This window comes from Grimontia indica (assembly GCF_000333895.2).
Lineage (GTDB): Bacteria > Pseudomonadota > Gammaproteobacteria > Enterobacterales > Vibrionaceae > Enterovibrio > Enterovibrio indicus.
Window position 1 is genome coordinate 1 of record NZ_ANFM02000075.1, and the last position, 9,451, is coordinate 9,451.

General features: G+C 43.4%; 5 protein-coding genes and 1 pseudogene. 2 read left to right on the plus strand and 4 right to left on the minus strand.

Features of this window, described 5'->3' with window-relative positions:
* From D515_RS24555 to D515_RS24565, 3 genes are all read right to left on the minus strand, one after another.
* On the minus strand, positions 1-1,836 hold a 1,836-nt coding region (locus D515_RS24555), incomplete at its 3' end, for a condensation domain-containing protein (RefSeq protein ID WP_239644017.1).
* Between the two features lie 8 nt (positions 1,837-1,844).
* Positions 1,845-3,230 (minus strand): salicylate synthase, encoded by a 1,386-nt coding sequence (locus D515_RS24560; protein ID WP_002542718.1) that lies wholly within the window; start codon positions 3,228-3,230, stop codon positions 1,845-1,847.
* Positions 3,231-3,282: 52 nt separating this feature from the next.
* Positions 3,283-4,917: a (2,3-dihydroxybenzoyl)adenylate synthase gene (locus D515_RS24565; protein ID WP_002542719.1), complete on the minus strand. Its 1,635-nt coding sequence runs from the start codon at positions 4,915-4,917 to the stop codon at positions 3,283-3,285.
* Between the two features lie 289 nt (positions 4,918-5,206).
* Here D515_RS24565 and D515_RS24570 point away from each other — a divergent pair, with 289 nt between their 5' ends.
* Together D515_RS24570 and D515_RS24575 are read left to right on the plus strand one after the other, a co-directional pair.
* The gene (locus D515_RS24570; RefSeq protein WP_002542721.1) at positions 5,207-7,048 is read left to right on the plus strand and encodes an ABC transporter ATP-binding protein; all 1,842 of its coding nucleotides are present in this window, start codon (positions 5,207-5,209) and stop codon (positions 7,046-7,048) included.
* Complete coding sequence (locus D515_RS24575; RefSeq protein WP_039850663.1) at positions 7,041-8,801, plus strand: ABC transporter ATP-binding protein; 1,761 nt, start codon at positions 7,041-7,043, stop codon at positions 8,799-8,801. The genes D515_RS24570 and D515_RS24575 overlap by 8 nt, the downstream gene beginning before the upstream one ends.
* A gap of 149 nt (positions 8,802-8,950) precedes the next feature.
* Here the strand turns inward: D515_RS24575 and D515_RS26305 are convergent.
* A pseudogene (locus D515_RS26305) lies at positions 8,951-9,255 on the minus strand (transposase); the annotation flags it as partial.
* Between the last annotated feature and the right edge of the window lie 196 nt (positions 9,256-9,451).

A 9,451-nucleotide genomic window follows, 5' to 3' on the forward strand; every position in this document is an offset into this window, starting at 1 on the left:
AGGTTCACCGGGTTGAACCCCGTGCTCGGTGAGTAAAGCAGCCAGTTGCAGGGCAGCTTGAGCGAGCTCGCCATAGGAGAGGGAATGTTGTTCAGAAATAATGGCAGTGCGTTCAGGGGTTTCCGCCGCCATTTCAAAGAAGGATTGATGAATCAGGCGCTTCGTTCTGTCTATTTGAGTATCGTTAATGGCTGAGCGAACGACAACCTGATTTTCTGGCAGAGACGGATTGTAAGCATCATGCCACTTCGCAGTATCAATCAATGATTCTAAAAGGCGGCAATACTCTGCGAATGCTTCCTCTATCACCCCTTCAGGAAACAGATCGTCAACAGAATCCCAAGCCAATAGCAGGCCATCTTCCATCTCGTAAAGCTGATGGTCCAACCATACCTGTGGTGTTTGGGAAATCATGTAACTGAGGTCACCAAGGGTTTCCTTACATGTTTCTGTAATCAATTGTGTGCCCAAATTGCAAGCGAATACCACGGGTGCACTGACACCTTCAGATAATCCCTGCTTTTGCAGTTCACGCTGTATTTGTACTGCTGAGAATGTTGAGTGAGACAAATCTTTATGGAGTTGTTTTTGTAACACTTTTACTCGCTCGGTAAACGGCAGTGGCTTACTGCAGTCGCACTCAAGTAAAAGTAAATTGGTGAAGTCAGCGACGACATCATCAATACCTGGTTGTCCACCTTGCCTATCAAAAATAGGGATATTGAGAACGAAGTGGGGGCTATTGCTCCACCGCGCTAGCACTTCTGCGTAGGCTGAAGCCAACATCACTGCAGGCGTGAGGCCTTGAGATATGGCGTTATGCTTTATCTCTATCCATCTGTGATTAGCGATTTTGTGGGTGCGCCGGGTGAAATGTGGTTTAACAATAGAATCGGGGGCACATGCTAATGGGAGCTGAGGTCCGGGTGGTAGATCTGCTACCCTGTCAAGCCAGTAACGTTTATCAGCACACTCACTAAGTTGGTCAGCTTGCCTTTTGGCCTCTAGATAATGTTTGAACTGCCAATCTGGATTGGCCGCCAGGGTGCAATTTGTGTTTCCTGATTGCAACTCGCCATAAAGGTAAGCCAAATCACGGAGCAAAATATGGATGCTTTGTACGTCAGCAACGAGTAAGTCAACGTCAAAGTGAATTCTTGTCTTGTGGTTCGGTAGTAATGAAAGTGAAAGGCTCGCGACTTGGCCTCTCGCAATATCGAGCTTCCTGTGGGACAAGCTATTGCGAACTTCTTCTAACGCATCCTCTAACTCACTAGTATCAAATGACTGAAAATCACGAACTTCTAAAAGAGGTAGAGCGAGGTGATGATCGACATATTGTTTACCTTCCTCAGTAAAGACGGCTCTCAACATTGGATGGTGTGACAGAAGCCGATGCCAGGCGGTTTCAAGCGAATCAAAGTTGACGGCTGAGCCATCGATTTCAATGTAGGCGTGGCAGCCAACGCCACCAAGTGTTTGATGATCTTGGCGCCCTAACCAATAGGCGTATTGGACATCAGTCAGATCGAAAGGAAGGCTATCTCCTGACTGATGTCCTTCATTGTGTTGATTTTCTTCCTTGGTGATGACGTGGCTTACAGGCTGACTCAAGATTGCCAGCCAATCATTAAGAGTGGGAGATTCAATAAGGTCTACAAAGGTTACCGTTGATCCTGCTCTGCGCCATTTATCAACCAGTCGCATTATTTGAAGCGAATCGAGGCCACATTCAATCAGGTTTGATTCATCTTGTTGGTGGGGGTCAAACTGAATGTATTCTTCGATATCTTTGATGATTGACTGTCGGTCAATAGTTGATTGAAAAGACTCCATGGTAGTCACTACACGGTCTCCTTTTTTGACTGCTCTATTGATGGCATAGGTTCTTTCAGATCTTGAACAAGGTATTGCGCAATGCAGCTCAACTTTTCAATGGTCTCAGTGAGTTCCCGTTCTGGGAGTGATTGGTCGACAATACCTGCGCCAGCTTGAAGCCAACATTTCTCTTCATCTTTGTAAATTGATCTCAGCACCAGACCCGCATCCATGGCTCCATCAGGGTCAACAATCATGACGCTACCACTGTAAAGAGCACGCTCGCTGGCCTCATACTTTTTGATGGCGAGTAATGACTCTTTCTTGGGGATGCCTGATGCTGTTACTGCGGGGAACAGGGCCTTGAAAGCGTCCCAAACCGAGTGGTTGGAAGACAGTTTTCCTTTTACCCGAGACGCCAAATGCTGGACACTACCGCGGCGTTTGATTGACATAAAGTCGCACACAGAGAGACTCTCTTCATCACAGACTTGGTCAAGTTCTTCGTAAGCAAGCCTGACCGAAATTGCATGCTCTGCGATTTCTTTTGTTGTCGAGATAAGCTCGCTTTTAAGTTGTAACTCTTCTTCAGGGGAATTGCCGAGAGAACGGGTACCTGCGAGTGGTTGTGTACTCACCCATCCATCAGGTGATGCTTCCAATACAGTTTCAGGGCAGAACCCTGCAGCCTCAAAACCTGATTGGCGTAAGATAAATGAGCGAGCAGGCGTATTCTTTTGTCGTCCATATTCATAACTTTTTGCCATGTCCAAAGGGAAGGAGACTTGGACTTGCCGTGACAGAATGACTTTCTGATAGTGGTTTTCTTGGATGTCAGCGATCGCCTGTTGCACAGCGGTTTTGTAGTATTCGCAGCTGGACGGTATGGTTAAATCAACATGTTCAATAACAAAATCAGTATCATACCCATGCTTCTCGCGACGTTCAGAGAGTCTGAATAACTCAACAAGCTTTTCTAATCCTGCGGGAGAAGTCGCCCTTAGCGTCGCTGTTTTGTCAGATACTCTAACTTCATATTCCGGGATAAAAAGGGACATTAGCTTGTTCGTTTTATCAAGGGATATGGTATTTGTTAAACCATAAAAGACGTATGCCAATTCAAATTTTGCTTGCCCATAAAGCCTCCAGTTTTCTACGGGTAGATTCTGGGTGATATGGGTCAAGGCTGGTTCAAAATCCTCATAGCCCATTATTTGAATTCGGTCTTCTTGCTTTACCACGATTTCGTTTTTGTAAACGTCTATGCTCAACAAATTGCCCATCCCTAAAGACCATTCACCAGGTTTTTCGTAGATCATGAATTGATCTGCTAACCCACTGTTAGCAATGGACAGGAGTAGGCGGCTTGTTTTTGCGGATGTTGGAAGAGTAAGTTCTTTATATTGAGTCATAATAATAAATCCTTATAAATTTGGTTGGGCTCCAAGTGGTTGCTGTGCGATCTCATCCCGCTCTTCTGCTGGTTGGTTTGAACTGGGCTTTTTCTATCAGCGTTTTTTTGTTTATTTTGCCTACCGATGTCAGTGGCCAACTTATTGCCAGTTCAAGTTGATCGGGTTGTTTGAATCTTGGAACACCTAGCTTCGTAAGGTATGCCCGAAGCTCTTTTAGTGTTGGTGGTTGGATGTTTTGCTTGTGGGTAACAAATGCGCAGCTTCTTTCTCCCAATTCGTCATCTGGTACAGCGACGATCACACACTCATCAATGGCGTCGAGCTTCTCAATAAGTGGTTCGATTTCAGCAATAGCAATTTTCTCTCCAGCCCGGTTAATTTGTTCCTTAACTCGTCCTTCAACAACGTAGTTGCCTTCAGGTGTCTTTCTGACGAGATCTCCGGACTTATAGAATCCATCTTTGGTAAACGCAGTGAGATTGTGACTTTCTGCATTAAAGTAACCTCTGATGGTGTATGGACCTCGGGTATGCAGTTCCCCAATTTCGCCATCAGCTACGATATTTCCATTACCGTCCACGAGCCTGATTTCATCTCCCGACGACATGGGGCGTCCCTGTGTGTTTAAAATGGTTTCGACGGAGTCATTTAATCGCGTGTAGCAGACTAAACCTTCTGCCATTCCAAAGACTTGCTGGAGCTTACACCCAAGAACAGGAGAAACACGCTTTGCTGTTTCTGGGTCAAATTTTGCACCGCCGACTTGAAGTAATAAGAGCGAGTCAGTATTGGTGGTATCCCATTCTTTTGAAGACAGCCATAGCTTTACGAGAGGTGGGACTAAAGCTGTATGTGTCACCTTTTCTTCGTTAATGAGCCTAAACGCCTCATCACTGCCGGGAGTGCGACACATGACGACTTTTCCGCCAACGCTGAGTGTGCCAAGAATACCTGGGCAACCGAGAGGAAAGTTATGTCCTACTGGAAGGGCTGCTAAGTAAACGGTGGACTCGTTAAGTTCACAGACGTCAGTTGAAGTACCGAAATTGTAGGCATAGTCGCTATGGCTTCTCGGAATCAACTTTGGTGCACCAGTCGTGCCACCAGACAGTAGCAATAAGGCTGTGTTGAAAGGGTTCAGGTCTGGTAGAGGAACTGGGGCGGTGTGTAGGGTATTGATGGTCTGGTGACTATTTGAGGCGCCATCGATAAACAGTGACCTTATCTTCGGATATCTTGATTGAAGTTTCTCACCTAACGATACATAGTCAAATCCGAGGAATCTATCAGGAACGATATATGCGGATGGCTCGGCTTGGTCGCACAGAGAAGCGATATCGTTTTCCCTTTGTGCCGGCATCGCTAGCACCGGAACAACACCAATACGAAAAAGGGCGAAGATAACCAGCACAAAACTCGCACTGTTGGGCAGTTGGACAATCGCCGTTTCTCCTGATTTTAGTCCCGCCTTCAAAAAGCCAGCCGCTAATCGATTCGATTGTCTATTCAATTGCCGATAAGACAAGCGAGTAGAATTGTCTATTACGGCTGTTCTGTCTCCATACTCTTCTGCCCACTGGGCCAAGTAGTCTCCAAGTGTTTTTGGACGAAGATAGCCAGCTTCGATCTGTTTTTTCTGTTGGTCCGTTATGGTCCACAGTTTTTCAAGATGTTCGATATCCATTCTTATCGCCCCTCCATCTCGCAGTTTGAAACGCCACTCTCACCTTCTAGAGAATGATTATCATTACAACTTACTTTTTGCGGAATTCGAGGACTACTCGTATCGGAATTTTATAACCGAATGAGGAAGGTATGAAATTTGGATTCATCATAAAGCATTGAATAATATGATTATTAATGGTTTCAAAAAAATCATGACATCGCTTTTGGGGGAAGCCATCCGATACGGGTGGTAGGGGTATCTTCATACCCCATAAAATGTTGTGGTTATCTTTTGGGATGAAAAACTTATGGATGAAAAACAAGAAGCGAGATCCGGGTGGCAGGTCTTGTGCGGTTTATTGGTTAGCCAAAAATACAAATTAATGACTGCAGTGTTTTTTTCAATTATTGCTGCGGGATTGGAGCTTGCTCCCTTCTGGATTTTTTTCAAAGCTGCTGAATTGACCCAGGTGTTTTACACTGAAGAATTGAACAGCCTCAATAATCCAACAGTGATTGCTGATAGTTTTTATGCGTTAGGAGCTGCCTTGTTCCTAGTGCTTGTTTTCAAAACAATCGCTTATGCTACCGCCTATACGCTAAGTCACCAATCTGCATTCTTAATATTGGCGGATACCAGACAATTATTGGTGTCTCGGTTGGCTTGGGCTCCACTTTCTTGGTTTAAAGAATACAAAACGGGACAATTAAAGCAGGCAGTAATGCAAGATGTCGAAAAGATGGAGAACTTTTTTGCTCATCATACCGTTGAGGTTTCTACTGCAGTTTTTGGGCCTATATTTGTCGCGGTTTACTTGTTTTGGATTGATTGGAGGCTTGCACTCGCAGCGTTAGCCGCAGCGCCAGTTGCCATGTTGAGCTCGTTTGTTGTGATGCGTGGAATGAGTAAGTACTACGACCAATACCACTCTGCATCTGTTGAATTAAACAGTACTATTGTGGAGTACATCCGAAATATCGCAGTAATGAAACTATTCCGCCAAGATAGCACTAGTTTTGGGGCACTATCGGAAAGCTTAGATCGCTATTTTGGAATTGTAGATAAAGTGACACTAATCACTGTACCTAGGTGGGCATTATTCACAAGTTTGCTCGGGGCAAATGTTCTTTTCATATTACCACTAGGTATGTATTTAGTTCAGAAAGATATGGTTGGAGGCCTCGACGTTGTAATGGCTGTGCTTCTTGGGGCTGGAATGTTGAGGCCTTTACTAAAAATCAGCCACTTTTTTAACGAGATCCAGGAGATATTATCCGGTGTTAAACGACTGACACCCATTTTGGATGTCGTTAAAATGGAAAAAAAGTCACAAGTATCTAATTTGAAAAAAGACATTGAACTGTCATTAAGAGAAGTGAGCTTTTCTTATGAAGGACGAGAAACACTAAAGAATATTAGCGCTTCATTTAACCCAGGAACAACATCTATTGTTTTAGGAATGTCTGGAAGTGGAAAGTCGACATTATTACAAATAATCGCCGGCCTTATAGAACCTGACAGTGGTGATGCTTTTGTTAATGAAATTTCTGTTAGTCGTCTTAACGATGTTCAAAGAGCCTCTCTTATCTCATTGGCCTCACAGGAAGCATTCTTGTTTAAAGGGACGATAAAGGAAAATATCTTAATGGCGCGCCCTGAAGCAACGTCAAAAGATATTGATAACGCTATTCATGTTGCTGGACTTACTGGTTTAATACGAGAGTTACCTGCAGGACTAGACACTCAGATTGATGAAAGAGGTATCCGGTTATCCGGCGGAGAGAAGCAACGTATCGCACTGGCACGCGCTCTATTGGTCGAAGCGCCAATTGTGTTGTTAGATGAAGCAACAGCATATGCAGATAATCTTACACAAAAGGCCTTCTACCAAAATCTCAAAAAATACTATCCAAATACAGCTGTCGTTGTTGTTGCTCATCGCACCTATGGATTGGAGGAAGCTGATCAAATTATTCTTTTAGAGAAAGGTGAGATCAGAGCGGTTGGAAAACACCAACAGCTTATGCGTTCCGACGAACTCTACAAAGCATTGTTTATTCTCCAGTTAGAAAATGACTATTGGGCACTTGGAAGCCATCAAGAGTTATTGAATAAAGAGGTAATGAGTGAGGCTATATCAAATGGATAAATCGATACTTTTCATCATTAAGCGCGTGATCAAACATAGCCAAGCGTCGCCAACTTTATTTGTTAAAGGTGCTTTATTTCGTACCTTTGAAAAGGGATTGGATATTTTTCCAATTCTAGTCTGCTACTGGTGGTTTATATCAACATGGGAAGGTGATGATGAGAATAGTTCGTTCTTTAATATAGCAGGTAGCAGCTTTGAGATCCTGGATGTAGTCATATTACTAATCGTCGTTTTTGTATTTCAGTTCATATTTTCATGGTTGGGACAAAAGTATAGCTTTTTGGGAGGCTACGGAATCATGTCCGGGTACCGAAGAAAGGTGCTGGATAAAATACATTCTATGCCTCTATCTACACTTTATAGATATAGATCTGGATACCTTTCCGAATTAGTGACTGATGATACAACCCGTATAGAAAACATTTTCACTCATTTGGCAATAGATCTCTTTACTTCTTTGTTAATACCATTTCTCATTCTTGGGTCTTTACTGCTTCTAGATTGGAGAGCGGCAATTATCCTCATAGCAGGCTTTCCTTTAGCAATACTCTTTGTTCAAGGGACTAGAAAAATATTTAATAATGTAAGTCAAAAGAAACTTAATGCAAACAGAGAAGTTTCCGGTGTGATTGTGGAATTTGTTATGGGTATAAAAACACTACGCCTTTTTAACTACTCACAGCAATGGCTATCAAAACTAGAACTTCTATTTAGCGAAATGACAAGAAAAAGTGTAACGGTTGAAGTGTGGGGGGCAGGTCCTGTTGTATTGTACCGTCTTATCGTTGAAATAGGGCTTGTTGCTTTTTTATTTTGGTGTGGATCCCAAGTTGAATCTGGATCGTTTCAGCCACACATTACGGTATTATTTATTTTCTTGGCGTATAGATTGATTTCTCCTCTATTAGATATGGCTCAGTACTTAAATATCATTCGTTACGCAGCTCAAAGTGAGATGAAATCTGAAGAAGTGATTCGATTTGAGTCGTTACCTGAACCTCCAATTAAAATGCAGGCAGAACATTACTCTGTCCAATTTGATAATGTGTCATTTAATTATGATGAGACACCTTGCCTGAAAAATATTAGCTTCATTGCTCAACACCATGAAGTGACCGCTATTGTTGGTCCCTCTGGATCAGGTAAAACAACGTTATTTAATCTGATCTGCAGATTTAGTGATCCATCGACAGGTACGGTTAACATTGGTAATTGTAGCTTGCGGGATATAGGCACCACCGGCGTTTATGACAACATCAGTATGGTCTTTCAAGATGTTCAGCTCTTTGCCTCTTCAATCATGGAAAACATTAGAATAGGCAGGAAAGAAGCTTCAGATGAAGAGGTATATGAAGCATGCAAAAAGGCATTTTGTCTGGAGTTTATTAGTCAACTACCTCAAGGTTTTGATACCCAAATTGGGGAGGGTGGGACCCGTTTATCAGGTGGTGAGAGACAAAGAATATCGATTGCACGAGCTTACCTAAAAAATTCGCCAATTTTGTTACTTGATGAGATTACCGCATCGGTCGATTCGGTTGCACAGTATGAGATTCAACAAGCACTCATGGGGCTTGTCGAAGGTAAAACAGTGATTGTTATTGCACATCGACTGAGCGCGATAAAAACTGCCGACCAAATTCTCGTCTTGGACAAAGGTGAGATCGTGCAAGCGGGTAGGCATCAAGATTTGGTTGAACAAGCCGGTCTCTATCAAACTTTATGGTTTGCCCAATCTGTTCAGCGATAGTTTGCTCGGCGCGCTTTAACGGTAAGTTTGGAATCTGAAGTCATAGGGAACTTTAATCACTCGGGATTTAATATCAACAGACTGCTTACGAAGCCCTGGCCATTTGAATGGGGCTTTATCTAGTCGGCCCTGAATTACAAATAAGACACTGGGCCTTGATGGAACGTTAACCAACGTTCTGCAACCTCAGTGGGGGGAATGCATTCGCACTATCCGTGTTGATATGCAACACAACATGATAGTGATTACTCATAATGGCGTAGGCACACACATCGATACAGAATACCTGGGCTAACTCCAAGAGCCGCTCTTCTATCCAAGCCCGTCTGTGCTCGAAATTTTTCCCCTGTTCGTTGTCATAGCCGCAAAGAAAAGAACGACGAACACAACGAGTAATGCAGTGATAGTATGGAGTGGCATCGACATTTATCTGAGTGGTGCGAGCTTTGGTCATAGTGGATAAGAGAATAAAGCTGAAGAATGGACGTACAGTATCTTAGCCAACACACGATTGCATGTTGAGTGAGTGGGTTTGAAGAATAGCGCACTGATGTATGAAATTGATAAATGGGTCTTTTTCTAAAAGTGTCTGTCCCAAGTTTTACCTTCTCTATCCTTCCTGCTGTTTGGCTGTGATTCCCCGCCAGACA

Excerpts from the sequence above, each read along its gene's own strand:
- D515_RS24560 (WP_002542718.1), bottom strand. The coding sequence starts at position 3,230 with ATGACTCAATATAAAGAACTTACTCTTCCAACATCCGCAAAAACAAGC.
- D515_RS24565 (WP_002542719.1), bottom strand. The coding sequence starts at position 4,917 with ATGGATATCGAACATCTTGAAAAACTGTGGACCATAACGGACCAACAG.
- D515_RS24570 (WP_002542721.1), top strand. The coding sequence starts at position 5,207 with ATGGATGAAAAACAAGAAGCGAGATCCGGGTGGCAGGTCTTGTGCGGT.
- D515_RS24575 (WP_039850663.1), top strand. The coding sequence starts at position 7,041 with ATGGATAAATCGATACTTTTCATCATTAAGCGCGTGATCAAACATAGC.